16 protein-coding genes and 1 riboswitch are annotated in these 16,954 nt (G+C 67.0%); of the genes, 7 read left to right on the top strand and 9 right to left on the bottom strand.

What is annotated here, in order from left to right; translation table 11 throughout:
• The 8 genes from IP86_RS23650 to IP86_RS23615 all read right to left on the bottom strand — a co-directional run.
• Positions 1 to 741: MFS transporter (locus IP86_RS23650; protein ID WP_156332606.1), on the bottom strand; the 741-nt coding region annotated here is incomplete at its 3' end.
• Positions 742 to 796: 55 nt separating this feature from the next.
• Positions 797 to 1,012: a formate dehydrogenase subunit delta gene (locus IP86_RS23645; RefSeq protein WP_054164887.1), complete on the bottom strand. Its 216-nt coding sequence runs from the start codon at positions 1,010 to 1,012 to the stop codon at positions 797 to 799.
• Positions 1,002 to 1,829 carry a formate dehydrogenase accessory sulfurtransferase FdhD gene (gene fdhD, locus IP86_RS23640; RefSeq protein WP_054164886.1) on the bottom strand — a complete coding sequence of 276 codons (828 nt, stop codon included), beginning with the start codon at positions 1,827 to 1,829 and terminating at the stop codon, positions 1,002 to 1,004. The genes IP86_RS23645 and fdhD overlap by 11 nt, the downstream gene beginning before the upstream one ends.
• Positions 1,829 to 4,675: a formate dehydrogenase subunit alpha gene (gene fdhF, locus IP86_RS23635; protein WP_054164885.1), complete on the bottom strand. Its 2,847-nt coding sequence runs from the start codon at positions 4,673 to 4,675 to the stop codon at positions 1,829 to 1,831. The genes fdhD and fdhF overlap by 1 nt, the downstream gene beginning before the upstream one ends.
• A 10-nt stretch (positions 4,676 to 4,685) precedes the next feature.
• On the bottom strand, positions 4,686 to 6,242 hold the full coding sequence (locus IP86_RS23630) for a formate dehydrogenase beta subunit (protein WP_054164884.1): 1,557 nt from the start codon (positions 6,240 to 6,242) through the stop codon (positions 4,686 to 4,688).
• Complete coding sequence (locus IP86_RS23625) at positions 6,239 to 6,709, bottom strand: formate dehydrogenase subunit gamma (protein WP_082364228.1); 471 nt, start codon at positions 6,707 to 6,709, stop codon at positions 6,239 to 6,241. Before IP86_RS23625 ends, IP86_RS23630 begins: the two co-directional genes overlap by 4 nt.
• 105 nt (positions 6,710 to 6,814) lie before the next feature.
• The gene (locus IP86_RS23620) at positions 6,815 to 7,708 is read right to left on the bottom strand and encodes a LysR family transcriptional regulator (protein ID WP_054164882.1); all 894 of its coding nucleotides are present in this window, start codon (positions 7,706 to 7,708) and stop codon (positions 6,815 to 6,817) included.
• Positions 7,709 to 8,002: 294 nt separating this feature from the next.
• Positions 8,003 to 9,226 (bottom strand): BtaA family protein, encoded by a 1,224-nt coding sequence (locus tag IP86_RS23615; RefSeq protein ID WP_054164881.1) that lies wholly within the window; start codon positions 9,224 to 9,226, stop codon positions 8,003 to 8,005.
• Between the two features lie 151 nt (positions 9,227 to 9,377).
• On the opposite strand from IP86_RS23615, the gene IP86_RS23610 reads away from it, so the two are divergent.
• The 7 genes from IP86_RS23610 (at position 9,378) to cbiB (ending at position 15,428) form a co-directional block, all read left to right on the top strand.
• Entirely contained in the window at positions 9,378 to 10,082 is a 705-nt protein-coding gene (locus IP86_RS23610) for a class I SAM-dependent methyltransferase (RefSeq protein ID WP_054164880.1), read from the top strand.
• Positions 10,079 to 10,402 (top strand): DMT family transporter, encoded by a 324-nt coding sequence (locus IP86_RS23605; RefSeq protein ID WP_054164879.1) that lies wholly within the window; start codon positions 10,079 to 10,081, stop codon positions 10,400 to 10,402. The genes IP86_RS23610 and IP86_RS23605 overlap by 4 nt, the downstream gene beginning before the upstream one ends.
• 47 nt (positions 10,403 to 10,449) lie before the next feature.
• Positions 10,450 to 10,659, top strand: a riboswitch (cobalamin riboswitch).
• Positions 10,660 to 10,733: 74 nt separating this feature from the next.
• On the top strand, positions 10,734 to 11,807 hold the full coding sequence (locus IP86_RS23600) for a HoxN/HupN/NixA family nickel/cobalt transporter (protein WP_054164878.1): 1,074 nt from the start codon (positions 10,734 to 10,736) through the stop codon (positions 11,805 to 11,807).
• A gap of 7 nt (positions 11,808 to 11,814) precedes the next feature.
• Positions 11,815 to 12,840, top strand: a complete 1,026-nt coding sequence (locus IP86_RS23595; RefSeq protein ID WP_054164888.1) for a FecCD family ABC transporter permease — start codon at positions 11,815 to 11,817, stop codon at positions 12,838 to 12,840.
• A complete protein-coding gene (locus IP86_RS23590; RefSeq protein ID WP_054164877.1) occupies positions 12,837 to 13,613 on the top strand; it encodes an ABC transporter ATP-binding protein in 777 nt (258 codons plus the stop codon). Before IP86_RS23595 ends, IP86_RS23590 begins: the two co-directional genes overlap by 4 nt.
• 2 nt (positions 13,614 to 13,615) lie before the next feature.
• Positions 13,616 to 14,455, top strand: a complete 840-nt coding sequence (locus IP86_RS23585) for an ABC transporter substrate-binding protein (protein WP_054164876.1) — start codon at positions 13,616 to 13,618, stop codon at positions 14,453 to 14,455.
• Between the two features lies 1 nt (position 14,456).
• Positions 14,457 to 15,428, top strand: a complete 972-nt coding sequence (cbiB, locus tag IP86_RS23580; protein ID WP_054164875.1) for an adenosylcobinamide-phosphate synthase CbiB — start codon at positions 14,457 to 14,459, stop codon at positions 15,426 to 15,428.
• Here the strand turns inward: cbiB and IP86_RS23575 are convergent.
• On the bottom strand, positions 15,401 to 16,885 hold the full coding sequence (locus IP86_RS23575) for a cobyric acid synthase (RefSeq protein WP_054164874.1): 1,485 nt from the start codon (positions 16,883 to 16,885) through the stop codon (positions 15,401 to 15,403). The two genes, cbiB and IP86_RS23575, sit on opposite strands and share 28 nt — an antisense overlap.
• Positions 16,886 to 16,954: the final 69 nt, after the last annotated feature.

Here is a 16,954-nt window from a genome sequence, read left to right as displayed (position 1 = left end):
GGGCCGCCAGTTCGGCGGCGTGATGCGATAGGCGAAAGCGCCGATCGTCATGAACACGAAGTAGATCAGCCCCATCACCAGGAAGGTCTGCCAGACGCCGACGTCGGTCGGGGTCTTGAAGTAGTTCATCAGCATGTTGGCGAGCGGGGCGCCGATCATGGCGCCGCCGCCGAAGCCCATGATGGCCATGCCGGTCGCCATGCCGCGGCGATCCGGGAACCACTTCACCAGCGTCGACACCGGCGAGATGTAGCCGAGCCCCAGCCCGATGCCGCCGATCACGCCGGAGCCGAGCCACAGCAGCCAGAGTTGATGCGTGTAGATGCCGATGGCGCCGAGCACCAGGCCGCCCGACCAGCACACGGCCGAGACGAAGCCGGCCTTGCGCGGTCCCACGCGCTCGAGCCAGCCGCCCCAGATCGCCGCCGAGGCGCCGAGCAGCACGAAGAACAGCGTGTACATCCACCCCATGCTGGCGACGCGCCAGTCGCAGGTGGTGGTGAACAGTTCCTGGATGATCGTCATGTCGCCGCACACCTTCGGCGCCGACAGGCCGACGGCGCGCGACAGCGGCAGCCAGAACACGCTGAAGCCGTACGCCATGCCGATACACAGATGAATGCAGAGCGCGGCCGGCGGCACCAGCCAGCGATTGAAGCCGGCGGTGGCAATGATGCGTTCGCGATCGAGTAAGCCCGGGCGTACGCCGGACAGGCGTCCGGTCCCTTCCAAGGTTGCCATGGTGTTTCCTTCCCCTTTGAGCGCCCGTTTTCGGGCTGCAGATTGTTCGGCCGTGTTACTTGGCCGGCCTCAGCGCCTCCACCGCAGCCCGCACGTCGGGCTCCAGACCTTCCCCTCCGGAATCGAGATGCGCGATGATCGCGCTGCGCATCCGCGGCTCCCAGAATTTCTTCAGATGTTCGGCGATGCCCGGCACCGCCTTGTCGGCGCCCTGGCTGCGAAAGAACGTGCCGATCTGATTGGCCATGTAGACCAGCCGGTCAGGCGACATCGGCGGCTCCCTTGTGGTGCGTGTCGATCCGGTGCGGATGGGTGAAGATCTCGAAGCCGTCGGAGCGCGCGATCGCCGCCAGCGTGATGCCGGCGGCCTCGGCCATCTTGACGGCGAGTGCGGTCGGCGCCGACACTGCGACCAGCACGGTCGCGCCGATCGCCGCGGTCTTCTGCACCATCTCGACCGAGACGCGGCTGGTCAGCAGTACGATGCCGCTGGTCGCATCGATGTCCTGCCGGGCGATCGCGCCAGCGAGCTTGTCCAGCGCATTATGGCGGCCGACGTCCTCGCGCAGCGCCACGATGCCGCGTGCCGGGGTGTAGTAGGCGGCGGCGTGCACCGCGCGGGTCTCGACGTTGAGGGTCTGCAGCGGCGGCATCGCATCGATCGCGGCGATGATCCGCTGCGGCGTGAATGTCCGCCCCTTGCCGACCACCGCGACCGGACGGACCGCCTCGGCGATCGAATCGACGCCGCACAGGCCGCAGCCTGTCGGGCCGGCGATGTGGCGGCGGCGCTGCTGCAGCTTGTCGGCGACGTCGCCGCCGAGCCACATCCGCAGTTCGGTGCCATCGTCATGCGGCACGATCTCCAGCGACTCGATCTGCGCGCGCGACTCGACCACGCCTTCGGAGAGGCTGAAGCCGATCGCGAAGTCCTCGAGATCGGCCGGCGTCGCCATCATCACCGCCTGGACCCCGCCATTGTAGGCGATCGCGACCGGCGTCTCCTCGGGGATGGCGCGCGCGCCGTCCTGCATCCGGCCGTTGCGCCAGACTTTGGTCGACGCGGTGTGGACCGTCCGCTTCATCATTACTCCGCGGCTTCGGCCGGCGCCGCGATCCGGCGCGCGGCGGTCGCCTGCTGATTGTAGTCGCGCTGCCAATCCGACGGGCCATTGGACGGCGCCACCTGCACGGCCGTCACCTTGTATTCGGGGCAGTTGGTGGCCCAATCCGAATATTCGGTGGTGACGACGTTGGCCTGCGTGTCCGGGTGATGGAACGTGGTGTAGACGACGCCCGGCGCGACGCGGTCGGTGATCAGCGCCCGCAGCGTGGTTTCGCCGGCGCGGCTGGCGAGCCGCACCCAATCTCCGTCGCGCACGCCGCGCTGTTCGGCGTCGTGCGGATGGATCTCGAGCCGGTCCTCTTCGTGCCACACCGTGTTGGCGGTGCGCCGCGTCTGCGCGCCGACATTGTATTGGGACAGGATGCGCCCGGTGGTGAGCAGCAGCGGGAAGCGCGGCCCGGTGCGCTCGTCGGTGGCGACATATTCGGTGATGACGAACTTGCCCTTGCCGCGCACGAAGGCATCGATGTGCATCACCGGGGTGCCTTCGGGCGCGCGCTCGTTGCACGGCCACTGGATCGAGCCGAGTTCTTCGAGGCGATCGTACGACACGCCCGCGAAGGTCGGGGTCAGCGCCGCGATTTCGTCCATGATCTGCGACGGATGCGTGTAGTCCATCTTGTAGCCGACCGCTTCGGCCAGCTTCAGCGTCACTTCCCAGTCTTCCAGCCCGTTCTTCGGCGTCATCACCTTGCGGACGCGCTGAATGCGGCGCTCGGCATTGGTGAAGGTGCCGTTCTTCTCCAGGAAGGTCGAGCCCGGCAGGAAGATGTGGGCGTAGTTGGCGGTCTCGTTGAGGAACAGGTCGTGGACAATGACGCATTCCATCGCAGCCAAACCGGCGGCGACGTGCTTGGTGTTCGGATCGGACTGCAGGATGTCCTCGCCCTGCACGTACAGCGCCTTGAACGAGCCGTCGACCGCGGCGTCGAGCATGTTGGGAATACGCAGGCCCGGCTCGTTGTCGAGCTTGACGTTCCACAGCGCCTCGAAGCTTTCGCGCACCGCGTCGGTCGAGATGTGCCGATAGCCCGGCAGTTCGTGCGGGAACGAGCCCATGTCGCACGAGCCTTGCACGTTGTTCTGGCCGCGCAGCGGGTTCACGCCGACGCCCGGCCGGCCGAGATTGCCGGTGGCCATCGCCAGATTGGCGATCGCCATCACGGTGGTCGAGCCCTGGCTATGCTCGGTGACGCCGAGTCCGTAATAGATCGCGCCGTTGCCGCCGGTGGCGTAGAGCCGCGCGGCTTCGCGTAGCGCCTGCGGATCAACGCCGGTGAAGGCAGCCGTCGCTTCCGGGCTGTGCTTTTCGTCGGACACGAACGCCGCCCAGTGCTCGTATTCGCTCCAGTCGCAGCGCTCGCGCACGAAGGCTTCGTTGGCGAGGCCTTCGGTGACGATCACGTGGGCGAGCGCGGTCAGCACCGCGACGTTGGTGCCGGGCTTCAGCGGCAGATGCTGCGCGGCCTCGATATGCGCCGAGCGCACCAGGTCGATGCGGCGCGGATCGACCACGATCAGCTTGGCGCCCTGGCGCAGCCGCTTCTTGAGGCGCGAGCCGAACACCGGGTGGCCGTCGGTCGGGTTGGCGCCGATGATCATCACCACGTCGGCGTGTTCGACCGAGTCGAAATCCTGCGTCCCGGCCGAGGTGCCGAACGCGGTCGACAGGCCGTAGCCGGTCGGCGAATGGCAGACGCGGGCGCAGGTATCGACATTGTTGTTGCCGAAGCCGGCGCGGATCAGCTTCTGCACCAGGAAGGTTTCTTCATTGGTGCAGCGCGACGAGGTGATGCCGCCAATCGAGTCGCGGCCATACTTCGCCTGGATCCGCTTCAACTCGGACGCCGCGTAGCTGAACGCTTCGTCCCAGCTCACTTCGCGCCACGGCTCGCTGATGCTGGAGCGGATCATCGGGTTGAGGATGCGCTCCTTGTGGTTGGCGTAACCCCAGGCGAAGCGGCCCTTGACGCAGGAATGGCCGCGATTGGCCTTGCCGTCCTTGTAGGGCACCATGCGGACCAGCTCTTCGCCGCGCATTTCGGCCTTGAAGGTGCAGCCGACACCGCAATACGCGCAGGTGGTCACCACCGAGCGTTCCGGCGTGCCGATCTCGATCACGCTCTTCTCGTTCAGCGTCGCAGTCGGGCAGGCCTGTACGCAGGCGCCGCAGGACACGCATTCGGAGCCGAGGAAGCTCTCCTGCATGCCCGGCGAGACCACGGAGTCGAAGCCGCGGCCGGCGATCGTCAGCGCGAAGGTGCCTTGCACTTCTTCGCAGGCACGAACGCAGCGCGAGCAGACGATGCACTTCGACGGATCGTAGGTAAAGTACGGGTTGGACTCGTCGAGCCCCGGATTGGGATGCTTCTCGCCGGAGGTGCCGTAGCGCACGTCGCGCAGGCCGACTGCGCCGGCCATGTCCTGCAGCTCGCAATCGCCATTGGCCGAGCAGGTCAGGCAGTCGAGCGGGTGATCGGAGATGTACAGCTCCATCACGCCTTTGCGGATCTGCTTCAGCCGCTCGGTCTGGGTGTGAACCACGAGGCCGTCGGCGACCGGCGTGGTGCACGACGCCGGCGTGCCGCTGCGGCCGTCGATCTCGATCAGGCACAGTCGGCACGACCCGAATGCGTCGACCATATCGGTGGCGCAGAGTTTCGGAATGGCGGTGCCGATCTCCATCGCGGCGCGCATGATCGAGGTGCCCTCGGGCACGCTGACGCTGCGGCCGTCGATCGTCAGCGTCACCATCTTGTCAGAGAGCGAGCGCGGCGTGCCGAAGTCGGTTTCGTGGACCAGAGCCATGGGGCGTCCTTTATTCCGCGGCCTGCAGGCGGCGCGGCGCGAGGCCGAAATCTTCCGGGAAATGCGTCAGCGCGCTGAGCACCGGGATCGGCGCCAATCCGCCGAGCGCGCACAGCGAGCCGAACTTCATGGTGTTGCAGAGGTCTTCGAGCACGGCGATGTTCGCCGCCGGCTTGTCGCCTGCGATGATCTTGTCGACGGTCTCGGCGCCGCGGGTCGAGCCGATCCGGCACGGCGTGCACTTGCCGCAGGATTCGTGGGCGCAGAATTCCATCGCGAACCGCGCCTGCTTGGCCATGTCGACGGTGTCGTCGAACACCACGACGCCGCCATGCCCGACCATGCCGCTCCGCGCCGCAAAAGCTTCGTAGTCGAACGGCGTATCGAACAGCGCGCGCGGGAAGTAAGCGCCGAGCGGACCTCCAACCTGGACCGCGCGCACCGGCCGGCCGCTCAACGTGCCGCCGCCGATCTCGTCGACGAGCTCGCCGAGCGTGATGCCGAACGCGACTTCGAACAGTCCGCCATGCTTGATATTGCCAGCAAGCTGGATCGGTTTGGTGCCGCGCGAACGGCCCATGCCGCAATCCGCATAAGCCTGCGCGCCGCCGTCGAGAATGTACGGCACCGCCGAGAACGTCAGCACGTTGTTGATCACGGTCGGCCGGCCGAACAAGCCATGATGCGCCGGCAGCGGCGGCTTCGCACGGACGGTGCCGCGCTTGCCCTCGAGGCTCTCCAGCATCGACGTCTCTTCGCCGCAGATATAGGCGCCGGCGCCGACTCTCACTTCGATGTCAAACGAGTCGGTCGAGTGGCAAATGTTGTCGCCGAGGAATCCGGTGCGCCGCGCGCTCGCGATCGCGGCGTTCATGGTCTCGACGGCGTGGGGGTATTCCGAGCGGATGTAGATGTAACCCTTCGTGGCCCCGACCGCGATACCGGCGATGGTCATGCCCTCGATGATCATGAAGGGATCGCCCTCCATCAGCATCCGGTCGGCGAAGGTACCACTGTCTCCTTCGTCGGCGTTGCAGCAGATGTATTTCTGGCCGCGACCGGCCTGGGCCACGGTGCGCCATTTGATGCCGGTCGGAAATCCGGCGCCGCCGCGGCCGCGCAGCCCCGACTTTGCCACATCATCGATGATGGCATCGGAACTCATTTTCAAAGCGCGTTCGAGCCCGCGATAGCCACCATGGGCCCGGTAATCATCGATCGAGCGCGGGTCGACAATGCCGCAGCGGGCGAAAGTCAGCCGCGTCTGCCGCTTCAGCCACGGAATCTCTTCAGTCAGCCCCTGCTTCAGTGGATGCGGCCCATCGTTGATGACCGCATCGAGGATGCCCGGCACGTCCTCCGGCGTCACCGGGCCGAACGCGACGCGCCCGGCCGGCGTTTCAACCTCGAGCATCGGCTCCAGCCAATACAGGCCGCGCGAGCCGGGCCTTACCAGATCGAGGCCGAGCTCGCGCTCATGCGCGACGCGGTTGAGTTCGGCCGCGACCTCATCCGCACCGACCGCCAAAGCCCCGGAATCACGGGGGATAAAGACACGGAGCGTCATTGCTGCGCCTCCGCCATCAACCGATCCAGCCGCTTGGTATCAAGCCGTCCGACCACGCGATCGTTCAGCATTGCGGCCGGTGCGGTGGCGCACAGCCCGAGGCAATACGCCGGCTCCAGCGTCACCGAACCATCCGCAGAGGTCTGTCCGAACGCGACGCCGAGCCGCGTCTCCGCATGCACCGCCAGCGCGTCGCCGCCCGCGGCCTGGCAAGCCTCGGCGCGGCACAGCTTCAGCACATGCCGGCCCGGCGGCTCGCGGCGAAAATCCGGATAGAAGCTGACGACGCCATGCACCTCGGCGCGCGACAGGTTCAGCGCCTGCGCCACCATCGGCACGGCGGCCTCCGGCACATAGCCGAACGCCTCCTGCAAGGCGTGCAGAATGACCAGCATCGGTCCTTCCTTGTGCGCCAGCGCGGCGATGATCTCGCCCGCACGTGTCGGTTCCCAAGCTTCGTGGCGCATCGGCATTTCTTCCCGGCTTTGTTCGGGACCGATGAGAATAAGAATCGTTCAAGGAATCAATAAAGCTGTCACATGCTGCGATACGGAAACGGTATCGTGGGACGGCTAGGACTGCAGGGAGGGCGCAACTTCCCGCGCGACCTGCATCAGCGCGGCGACCAGCGGGGTGTAGGGCTCGCGCGGCGGCACGACCAGGCCGATGCTGTAGGACACCACCGGATCGACGATCGGAATGGTGCGGACGCCATCGCCCAATCCCAGGGTTTCGGCCAGTTTGGCGGGCATCACGCTGGCCCAGCGCCCGGTTTTAACGTGCGTATAGAGCACGATGATCGAATTCGAGGTCAGCGTGGGATGCGCGATGGTGCCGGCGGCGCGCAGCGCGCGATCGATGATCCGGCGGTTCTGCATGTTCGGCGTCAACAGGCAGAGCGGAACCTGGCCGACTTCTTTCCAGGTCACTTGCTCGCGATCACCGAACAACCCGTCCGGCGAGGTGATCAGCCGATAGCTCTCCTGGTACAGCGGAACGCTGCGGACTTTGCCGAGCGGCTCGTTCTCGATGTAGGTCAGCCCGGCGTCGGCCTCGAGATTCTCCAGCAATCCCAACACTTCGGAGGATGTGCAGGAGATGATGCTGAAGCGGACGTCGGGATGCCGCGCGCGGAACGGCGTGGTCAGCGATGCCACCATGCCGAGCACGGTCGGGATCGCCGCGATCCGCAGGTCTCCGGACAGTTCCGCTTTCAGCGCGCCGATGTCCTGCTTCATCGCCCGGGTGTCGGCGACGATCCGGCGCGCCCATTCCAGCGTCCGTTCGCCTTCCGGCGTGAAGCCGAGAAAGCGCGAGCCGCGCTGCACCAGCATCACGCCCAGGATCTCTTCCAGTTGTTTGATGCTGGTCGACATCGTCGGCTGGGTCACGCCGCAGGCCTCGGCGGCGCGGCCGAAGTGCCGTTCCTTGGCGAGCGCAAGCAGCAGCTCGAGCTTGTCGATCAAATCCGTCCCTCGGAATTTTTCTGAAGAGGAGGGACTTTTGCCCGAACAGGCGAGCCTCGGCAAGGCGGCCTCGACATCGCCGCGGGAGGGCAGCGATGCGGCCTCCTGCCAGATAAAACCCCGCCTCCCGATTGCGGCATCGGAAGCGCGGGGCCAGTCAGGGGAGAGACGAAGCCCCGCGCGCCACAAACAGCATAATCGCGCCAAGCATCGTCAGGTATTTCAGTAGCCGATTATGACAAGCCCAGCTTGAGCTGAATCAAATCGGATGGTTCTTTCAGATCACTTCGGGCCTCAGGCTGCGCTCGTCGACCGCCGTGCGTAGCAGTGGAAGCCGCCGTAGATGCCGGAGCGGTCGCGGTCGAAGCCGATCGCGCTACGCTCGGCGTCGCGCTGCCAGACCTGCTGCAGCGGCGCCAGCGCCTCGGTCTCCAGCGGCGACTCGGCGCCGGCGGTGCGGAAGATCACCCGCACCGAATCCTTGCCGGAGCGGTCGATCGCGTCCCACAGCGCGCGGATTTCATCCGGCGCCATCCAGTCCTGCGAGTCGAGCAGGACGACGGCGTCGATCTGCCGGGCCGGCAGGCTTTCGAGAAACACCCGCAGGTTTTCATGCACCGGAATGATCAGTCCGGCGCCCGAGCGCATCTGCGCATAGCGGCTCTTCTGCAGATACAGCGGCAGGCATTCGTCGCCAGGCCCAGGATAGCGCCGGCTCAACGCCTGCCAGGCGAAGTAATTGGTCTCGTTCGGGTAGACGTTGATCAGTCGCAGCAGCCGCTGATGCAGCACCTCGTTCAGCGGCTGATCGCCGCCGAGCAGATCGCGCTGCTGCGGCGGAATGCCGAGGCTGAACAGCAGCGCCGGCGTACGGGTCAGCAGCCGCGCAAAGCCGGAATGAAACAGCTGGTCGACCCTGCGCAGGGCGTCCTGCCGCTCCGGCGAGTCAGGCGCCGCTTCGAGCAGGGCCTTCAGATCGATCTTGGCGAATTTCGCCAACAGATGCGCGAAGCCGATGAAGCTGCCGAGCGCGCCGTGCCTGTAGAAGCCGTCGGTGAAGTAACGATAGCGTGCCCGGCCGCGGAAATCGCGTTCGTCCCAGTAGCTGCGGGCGTCGCGATCGAGCTGCGGCCGCAGACGCTGCCGATACAGCTCGGCGTTGTCGTCGGCTTCACCTTCGCCGAAGAAGCGCCAGAACTGATCGTAGTCGGGCAGCGCCCGCAGCCCCGCGAGTTTCAGCTTGAGTAGCGCCAGATGCGCTTCGTTGAGATCGACCGCGAACACCTGGGCCGGCTTGGCGGTCAGATACGACAACGCGTTGCAGCCGCCGGACGAGATCGTCACGATAGTCGAGCCGATCGGGAGTTGCAGTGCAGCAAGATCCGCCTCGGGGTCTTCCCAGATCTGAGTGTACACCAGCCGGCGGAACCAGATCGAAAACAGACGGTCCCAGATCGTCGACTCGCTGCGATCCTTGCTGTTGCGGACCGCGTCCGCGATGAGTTGCTGCGTATTCATACCGTCCTCGACTCGGTCATCGGTCGAGAATAGCCGCGTAGCAATGCAGTTTTGCGACAGTCTGCGCCGCGATCATCGCGGGGTGTCATCACGCTGTCGTCGCAAAATCGCATGGATGACAGACGATTCCCCCTGCTCGAGGGTGCATTCCATGACGATGATCCGCTCGGAAATAACAGGTGATCCGTCCTGGCCGGTCGACGCCACTACGCGGATGAACCGGATGTATCGCTATCAGCGGCATATCTATGACATCACGCGGCGGTACTATCTTCTTGGCCGTAACGAACTGATCGTCGGCCTGACGCCGCCGGTCGGCGGCCATGTGCTCGAGATCGGCTGCGGCACCGGCCGCAATCTGGTCGCGGCGGCGTTGCGCTATCCCGAGGCACGGTTCTACGGTTTCGACGTGTCGACCGAGATGCTGACCTCTGCGATCGGCGCGATCGCACGTGCCGGCGTCAGTGGCAGGGCCAAGGTGGCGCATGGTGACGCCACCAACTTCACCGCCCAGGGCGTGTTCGGCCAGCCGGTGGCGTTCGACCGGGTGATGATCTCCTACAGCCTGTCGATGATCCCGGACTGGACCGCGGTGATCGAGCACGCGATCGCCAGCCTGAAGCCGGGCGGCCAACTGCATATCGTCGATTTCGGCGATCAGTCGGGACTGCCTGGCTTTGCTCGCCGGGCGCTGCGGCATTGGCTGGCGCTGTTCGGCGTGACGCCGCGTGATCAGCTCGAAGCCACTCTGATGCAGATCGCGGTGCGCACCGGAGCCGGCCTTCAATTCGACCGGCCGTATCGCGGCTACGCGCAGGCCGCGGTGCTGACGCTGCCGGCGCGCCGTCCGGCATGACGGGCTGGCTCGCGCTGCTTGCCGCGGGCCTGATGGAGATCGTCTGGGCGCTGGGACTGAAGCACTCGGACGGCTTCACGAAATTCTGGCCCGCGCTCGGCACCCTGGTGGCGATCGCCGCCAGTTTCGGCCTGATGAGCATCGCCCTGAAGTCGCTGCCGTTCGGCACCGCCTATGCGGTGTGGACCGGGATCGGCGCTGCCGGCAGCATCGTGGTCGGCATGGCGCTGTATGGCGAGCCAGCCAACGCGCTGCGCGTGCTGTGCCTGTCGATGATCGTCGCCGGCATGATCGGCCTGAAGCTCTCCACGCCGGCGTGATGCGGTCGCCCGACCAAGGCGGCGATTGACAAAGCAGGTCCGCCCGCCTTTGATCGTTTCGTTCAGGTGTGCCGGGAATCGTCCGGCACAGGGAAGCCGGTGCGGGTGCCTTTGGTGGCGCCCTAGTCCGGCGCTGCGCCCGCAACTGTAGGCGGCGAGCGGTCCTTCATCATGCCACTGACCCACACTCGGGCCGGGAAGGCGAAGGATTGCGACGACCCGCGAGCCAGGAGACCGGCCTGAGCCACGTCATCTTCCAGCGTGCGGTGCGCGCGGCTGGGGCGGTCCGCCGCATGGGTGACAGGAAGCTGCTCACCGTTCGGGGACTCTCATGTCAGACACACTCACCCACCCTCCGGTCGCCGTTGCACGTCCGGATGGATTCCGCCTCCGGCTGACCGCCGTGCTCGGCGGCCTGGTGCTCGCCAATATCGCCGCTTGGGCCTGGGCGCTCACCGCTTTCGCGGGCCAGCCGGTGTTGATCGGCACCGCCGTGCTGGCCTACAGCCTCGGCCTGCGTCACGCGCTCGACGCCGATCACATCGCGGCGATCGACAACGTCACCCGCAAGCTGATGCAGGAAGGCAAGCGCCCGGTCGCGGTCGGCTTCTTCTTCGCGCTCGGCCATTCCACCGTGGTGCTGGTGGCCTCACTGGCGATCGCGGTGGCGGCCAATTCGCTCACCGAGCGTTTCGCCGGCTATCGCGAGATCGGCGGCATCATCGGCACGTCGGCGTCGGCGCTGTTCCTGTTCGCGATCGCGCTGGCCAATCTGTCGGTGCTGAGCGGCGTCTATCGGGCGTTCAAGAAGGTGCGGGCCGGCGAGGCGGTGCACGACGACGATATCGATCATCTGCTGCAGCAGCGCGGCTGGCTGGCGCGGCTGTTCCGGCCGCTGTTTCGCTTCGTCTCCAAGAGCTGGCAGCTTTATCCGATCGGCCTGCTGTTCGCGCTCGGCTTCGAGACGGCCAGCGAGATCAGCCTGTTCGGTCTTGCCGCCAACAATGCCGGCACGATCTCGCACTGGTCGATCCTGATTTTCCCGGCGCTGTTCGCCGCCGGCATGACGCTGGTCGATACGCTCGACGGCGTGCTGATGCTCGGCGCCTATGGCTGGGCCTATCGCAATCCGGTGCGCAAGCTGTACTACAACATGACGATCACGTCGGTGTCGGTGCTGGTGGCGATCGTGATCGGCGGCATCGAGACGCTGGGCTTGCTGGCCGGCCGGCTGCATCTCGAAGGCGCGTTCTGGGAATGGATCACCGAGCTGAACGAGAACTTCGGTGCGCTCGGCTATGGCATCGTCGCGTTGTTCGTCGCGAGCTGGATCATCTCGACGATCATCTATCGGCTCAATGGCTATCACCGGCTTGGCGCCGACGCCCCGGTCGCACGGGAATGAGCGTTTGATCGACGCTCGTCCGCATCCGGCTTCGCGCGCGGCGGTCGTCACCGCCGCGTTGCTGTTTGCCGTCGCCTTGCTGGCGATCGGCTCGCTCGGCGTCGGCCCGGTGAAGCTGTCACCACTCGCGGTGATCGACGGGCTGACCGGCCGCGGCGGCGACGTGCAGCAGATCATCGTGCAGCAGATCCGCCTGCCGCGAGCCATCCTGGCGCTGGCGATCGGCGCGATCCTCGGGCTGTCCGGCGCCGCGCTGCAGGGGCTGCTGCGCAACCCGCTGGCTTCACCTTCTCTGTTCGGCGCGCCGCAATCGGCGGCGTTCGGCGCGGTGCTGATCATCGCGCTGGGCTGGGCCGATGTGCGGTCCTACGCCCTGCCGGTCGCGGCGATCAGCATGGCGTTCGTCTCGGTGTTCGCGCTGCTGGCAGTCGCGGGGCGCGGCGCGAGTCTGCTGTTGTTGATCCTGGCGGGGCTGGCGATCTCCAGCCTCGCCGGCGCCGCGACCGCGCTGGTGATGAACCTGTCGCGCAATCCGTTCGCCAGCCTCGAGATCGCGTTCTGGCTGCTCGGCTCGCTGGAGGACCGCAGCTTCCGTCATGTCATGCTGGCGCTGCCGTTCATCGTCGTGGGCGCAGTGCTGCTGCTCAGCCAGCGCGCCGCGTTCCGCGCGCTGAGTCTCGGCGAGGAAACCGCGCAGAGCCTCGGCGTCGATGTCGCGCGGCTGCGGCTGATCGTCATCATCGGCGTCGCGCTCGGCGTCGGCGGGGCCGTGTCGGTGTCGGGCACGATCGGCTTCATCGGCCTGGTGGCGCCGCATCTGGTGCGACCGCTGATCGGCCATGATCCGGCGCGGCTGCTGGTGCCGAGCGCGCTCGCCGGCGCTGCGCTGCTGCTCGCCGCCGACATCGCAGTGCGGATCATTCCGGCCACCACCGATATCAAGGTCGGAGTTCTGACCTCGATCATCGGCGTGCCGTTCTTCCTGTATCTGATCGTGCGCGAGCGCCGATCGCTGGGCGGAGGGCTCGGATGACTGCCTTTCTTATGGCCCGCGATCTGCGGGTCACACTGTCGGGCCGCGCTGTGCTGCACGGCGTCTCGATGGAGCTGATGCGCGGCCACTTGGTCGCGCTGGTCGGCCCGAACGGCGCCGGCAAGACGACGTTGTTGCGGGCGCTGGCAGGGCTGGTCGAGGCCGACGGTGATGTGAGCATTGCCGGTGATCTGCTCGCTGCGCTGCCGCTGCGCGAGCGCGCGCGACGGTTCGGCTATCTGCCGCAGGGCCATCTGGTGCATTGGCCGCTGCCGGTGCGCGACGTCGTCGCCTTGGGGCGCTTCCCGCACGGCGCCACCGATCCGGCGCGACTATCGCCGCTTGATGCGGGCGCGGTGGCGCGGGCGATGGCGGCCACCGATGTGGAGCCGTTCGCCGATCGACTCGTCACCGAACTATCCGGCGGCGAACGTAGCCGCGTCGCCCTGGCGCGCGTGCTCGCCGTCGAGGCGCCGGTGGTGCTGGCCGACGAGCCGACCGCGTCGCTCGATCCGCGCTATCAGCTCGACGTAATGCAGACGCTGCGCAAGGCGGCCGATGTCGGCACGCTGGTGGTCGTGGTGACGCACGATCTCGGCCTCGCCGCGCGCTTCGCCGATACGGTGCTGGTGATGGCGGCGGGCCGACTCGCGGCGCAAGGCTCGCCGCACGAGGCGCTGTCGGACGCCGTGCTGCAGCGGGTGTTCCGCGTCAGCGCCTACCGGGCCGACTATCAGGACAGCGGCGTGATCCTGCCGTGGTCCGGTGTTTGACGATGCAGGCGCGGCGATGCCTCATTCTTGCAGCGGCGCTGACCGCGTGTCTGCCGTGGGCCGCACAGGCCGCGCCGTTGCCGCGCATCGCCTCGATCAACGTCTGCACCGATCAGCTGCTGCTGACACTCGCTGATCCGGAGCAGATCCTCGGCCTCAGCCCCTATGCGCGCGACGAGGCGCGGTCGTTTCTTGCGGGCAAGGCCGCGCAATTCCCGAAGCTGTCGGGCGAGGCCGAAGACGTGCTGATGCTGAAGCCTGACATCATCGTGATGGGCCGCTTCACCAAGCGCGCGACTCGCGAGATGCTGCAGCAGCAGGGCCAGCGCGTCGTCGCGTTCGACGCGGCCCGCACGCTCGACGAGGTCAAGGCGCAGATCCGCAAGATGGGCGACCTCGTCGGCCATCCCGACCGTGCCGACGCCGCCAACGCGCGGATCGATGCAGCGCTGGCGCGGGCGCGGAAAGCCGCGTCCGACAGGCCGTTCCGCGTGCTGCCGCTGGAGCGGCGCGGCTGGGTGTCGGGCAGCGACAGCCTGATCAACTCGCTGCTGAACACGGTCGGCCTCGTCAACGCCGCCGGCGAGCTCGGCATCAAGCATGGCGGCTTCGCCACGCTCGAAGCCGTGGTCGCGCTGCATCCGGATTTCCTGCTGATCTCGGAAGATAGCGATTTCGCCGAGGACGAAGGCCGCGCCTTCGTGCTGCACCCGGCGCTGGAAACGGTCTATCCTGCGTCGAAGCGGATCGCGATCCCAGAGAAGCTGACGGTGTGCGGCGGGCCGATGCTGGCCGATGCGCTCGACCGGCTCACCGACGAACTTTCGCGCCTGGAGCGCTGACATGCTGATCGATTCTAACGCCTTCCTGATCGTGCTCGTCGCGCTGCTGATCGACGCGCTGATCGGCGACCCAGACTGGCTGTGGAAGCGGATGGCGCATCCGGTCGTGCTGATGGGCGCGCTGATCGGTCGGCTCGATCGCGCGCTGAATCGCGACGCCTGGTCCGAGACGCTGAGAAAATTTGCCGGTATCCTAGTGGTGATTGTCCTTGTCGTGCTGGCAGGTGCGATCGGTTTTCTGCTGCAGGCCCCCTTGAGGCAAAGTTGGGGCAGCTGGATTGCGCTCGGCGCGCTGGCGTCGGCGCTGATCGCGCAGCGGAGTCTGTACGAACACGTCGCCAAAGTGCGTGATGCATTCGCCGAGGGCGGGCTGACGGAGGCACGGGAAAAGGTGTCGCTGATCGTCGGCCGCGATCCGGAGGTGCTGGACGAAGTCGGGGTGTGCCGCGCGGCGATCGAATCCTGCGCGGAGAATTTTTCTGACGGCGTCGTCGCGCCGGTGTTCTGGCTGGCGCTGTTCGGATTGCCGGGACTGCTGATCTACAAGATGGTCAACACCGCGGATTCGATGATTGGGCATCTGACGCCGACGCATCGCTCGTTCGGCTGGGCGGCAGCGCGGCTCGATGATGTGCTGAACCTGATTCCGGCGCGGTTATCAGGGCTGCTGATCGCCGCGGTGGCGCCGGTGGTCGGCGGATCGGTCAAGCAGGCCTTCGCGGTGATGCGCCGCGACGCCAGCAAGCATCGTTCGCCCAATGCCGGCTGGCCGGAATCGGCGACGGCCGGCGCGCTCGGTGTGGCGCTGGCGGGGCCGCGGGTCTATGGCGGGCAAGTGGTCGACGATCAGCCGCTCAATGCCGAGGGCCGTGTCGCCGCGACGCCGGCGGATATCGGCCGCGCGCTGCGGCTGTTACTTGCGGCCTGCGGCTTGCAGGCGCTGATCTACGCGGCGCTGGCGTTGGTGCTGTGACGCGTCCGCGCAATCGCCAGCATCGCGTCGATGTCGAGATGCGCTTCGAGGTGATCGGCCAGCGCATCGAGCGCGCTCTCGATCTGTGAGTCGTAAGCGAGCTGCGATGCGATGCCGAGGCCGGCGAGCCAGGCCTTGCGGAACGCGTCGTTGGTGAACAGGCCGTGCAGATAAGTGCCCTGCACGCGGCCGTCGCGCGAGATCGCGCCGTCGGGACGGCCGGCGATGGTGACGACAGGACGCGCGCAGTCGGGGCCCGAGCTGCGGCCAAGATGAATTTCATAGCCTTCGACCGGCGCGCCGGTGGCGCTGTGGGTGCCGCTGACCAGCGTGGTGGATTTGTCGCCCTGCATGATCGTGGTGATATCGAGCAGACCAAGGCCATCGACCGTGCCGGGCGCGCCGTCGACACCATCGGGATCGGCGATCGTGCGGCCGAGCATCTGATAGCCGCCACACAGCCCGAGCAGATGGCCGCCGCGGCGGACATGCGCGGCGATGTCGATGTCCCAGCCCTGCGCGCGCAGGAAGGAGAGATCGCCGAGCGTCGACTTGCTGCCCGGAATGATCACCACGTCGGCCTCGGCCGGGATCGGCGAGCCCGGCGGCACGAAGATCAATTTGACGTCGGGCTCGAGGCCGAGCGGATCGAGGTCGTCGAAATTAGCGATCCGCGCCAGCATCGGCACCGCGATGAAGCGCGTCGCCTCTGAGGCGCGGGCGCGGTCGAGGTCGACGGCGTCTTCGGCCGGGAGCAACGCCGCGCTGGGCAGCCACGGCACCACGCCGAGCGGTGGCCAGCCAGTGAGTTCGGTGATCGCGACAAGGCCGTTGTCGAACAGGCTGACGTCGCCGCGGAATTTGTTGATCAGATAGCCGCGCACCAGCGCGCGCTCACTATCGTCGAGCACCAGATGCGTGCCGGCGAGGCTGGCGATCACGCCGCCCCGCTCGATGTCGCCGGCGATCACAACGGGGACATTCGCGGCCTGGGCGAAGCCCATATTGGCGATGTCGCCGGCGCGCAGATTGATCTCGGCCGGCGAGCCGGCGCCTTCGATCAGCACGATGTCGGCATCACGCGCCAGCCGTGCGAAACTATCCAGCACATGCGGCAGCAGCGCCGCCTTCTTGTCGAGAAAATTGCGCGCGCCGAGCCGGCCGAAGCGCTGGCCCTGCACGATCACTTGCGCGCCGGTGTCGGTCTCAGGCTTCAGCAGCACCGGATTCATGTGCACGGTCGGCGGCAGCCGCGCGGCGCGCGCCTGCACCGCCTGCGCCCGCCCGATCTCGCCGCCATCGACGGTGACGGCCGCATTGTTCGACATGTTCTGCGGCTTGAACGGTGCCACGCGTAGTCCCCGCCGCACCAGCGCGCGGCACAGCCCCGCCACCAGCGTCGACTTGCCGGCATTGGAGCAGGTGCCTTGGATCATGAGGGCGGGGGTGATGGTCATGTGAGCACGGCGGTCGTTGAACCCCTCCCCCTTGCGGGGAGGGTCGGCCGAGCGAAGCGGAGGCCGGGG

The sequence above is a fragment of the Rhodopseudomonas sp. AAP120 genome (genome assembly GCF_001295845.1).
Taxonomy (GTDB): Bacteria; Pseudomonadota; Alphaproteobacteria; order Rhizobiales; family Xanthobacteraceae; genus Rhodopseudomonas.
This window is presented reverse-complemented; position numbering and strand designations above follow the sequence as displayed.